The 1,732-nt window shown below is 50.4% G+C and carries 1 rRNA gene; it reads right to left on the bottom strand.

Annotated features, from left to right (window positions below):
• Positions 1 to 56: 56 nt before the first annotated feature.
• Positions 57 to 1,616: ribosomal RNA gene (locus FC89_RS04145) — 16S ribosomal RNA — on the bottom strand.
• Between the last annotated feature and the right edge of the window lie 116 nt (positions 1,617 to 1,732).

The raw sequence follows: 1,732 nt of genomic DNA, 5'->3' as shown, positions 1-1,732 counted from the left end.
ACCTCTCAAAACTAAACAAAGTTTCGTGCTTGTGCAGGTTCCGTTTCTATCCTTAGAAAGGAGGTGATCCAGCCGCAGGTTCTCCTACGGCTACCTTGTTACGACTTCACCCCAATCATCTGTCCCACCTTAGACGGCTGGTTCCTAATGGTTACCCCACCGGCTTTGGGTGTTACAAACTCTCATGGTGTGACGGGCGGTGTGTACAAGGCCCGGGAACGTATTCACCGCGGCATGCTGATCCGCGATTACTAGCGATTCCGACTTCATGCAGGCGAGTTGCAGCCTGCAATCCGAACTGAGAACGACTTTAAGAGATTAGCTTAACCTCGCGGTCTAGCAACTCGTTGTATCGTCCATTGTAGCACGTGTGTAGCCCAGGTCATAAGGGGCATGATGATTTGACGTCATCCCCACCTTCCTCCGGTTTGTCACCGGCAGTCTTGTCAGAGTGCCCAACTGAATGCTGGCAACTGGCAATAAGGGTTGCGCTCGTTGCGGGACTTAACCCAACATCTCACGACACGAGCTGACGACAACCATGCACCACCTGTCATTCTGTCCCCGAAGGGAACACCTGATCTCTCAGGCTTGCAGAAGATGTCAAGACCTGGTAAGGTTCTTCGCGTTGCTTCGAATTAAACCACATGCTCCACCGCTTGTGCGGGCCCCCGTCAATTCCTTTGAGTTTCAACCTTGCGGTCGTACTCCCCAGGCGGAATGCTTAATGCGTTAGCTGCGGCACTGAAGGGCGGAAACCCTCCAACACTTAGCATTCATCGTTTACAGCGTGGACTACCAGGGTATCTAATCCTGTTTGCTACCCACGCTTTCGAACCTCAGCGTCAGTTACAGACCAGAGAGCCGCTTTCGCCACTGGTGTTCTTCCATATATCTACGCATTTCACCGCTACACATGGAGTTCCACTCTCCTCTTCTGCACTCAAGTTCTCCAGTTTCCAATGCACGACTTCGGTTAAGCCGAAGGCTTTCACATCAGACTTAAAAAACCGCCTGCGTTCCCTTTACGCCCAATAAATCCGGACAACGCTTGCCACCTACGTATTACCGCGGCTGCTGGCACGTAGTTAGCCGTGGCTTTCTGGTCAGATACCGTCACTGCACGAACAGTTACTCTCGCACACGTTCTTCTCTGACAACAGAGTTTTACGATCCGAAAACCTTCTTCACTCACGCGGCGTTGCTCCATCAGACTTTCGTCCATTGTGGAAGATTCCCTACTGCTGCCTCCCGTAGGAGTTTGGGCCGTGTCTCAGTCCCAATGTGGCCGATCAACCTCTCAGTTCGGCTACGTATCATTGCCTTGGTAAGCCGTTACCTTACCAACTAGCTAATACGCCGCGGGTCCATCCCAAAGTGATAGCCGAAACCATCTTTGACACAGAAACCATGAGGTTTCTGTGGTTATGCGGTATTAGCATCTGTTTCCAAATGTTATCCCCCACTTTGGGGCAGGTTACCCACGTGTTACTCACCCGTTCGCCACTCAGTTGTTTAAGTCGGTGCAAGCACCAGTTAAAACAACTTCGTTCGACTTGCATGTATTAGGCACGCCGCCAGCGTTCGTCCTGAGCCAGGATCAAACTCTCATTTTAAAAGTTTGTGACTCAAATTTATTACTAGCGAATTGACTTCGCAAATTTTGTCCTTGTTTTTAGCAAGGCCCTGCACATTTGCTTATCGAAACTTTGTTCAGTTTTCAAAGGTCTAC

This window comes from Liquorilactobacillus ghanensis DSM 18630, assembly GCF_001435235.1.
In the GTDB taxonomy this organism is placed as follows: Bacteria; Bacillota; Bacilli; order Lactobacillales; family Lactobacillaceae; genus Liquorilactobacillus; species Liquorilactobacillus ghanensis.
Note: the sequence above shows the minus strand (reverse complement) of the source record. Positions and strands in the feature narration are given on the sequence as shown.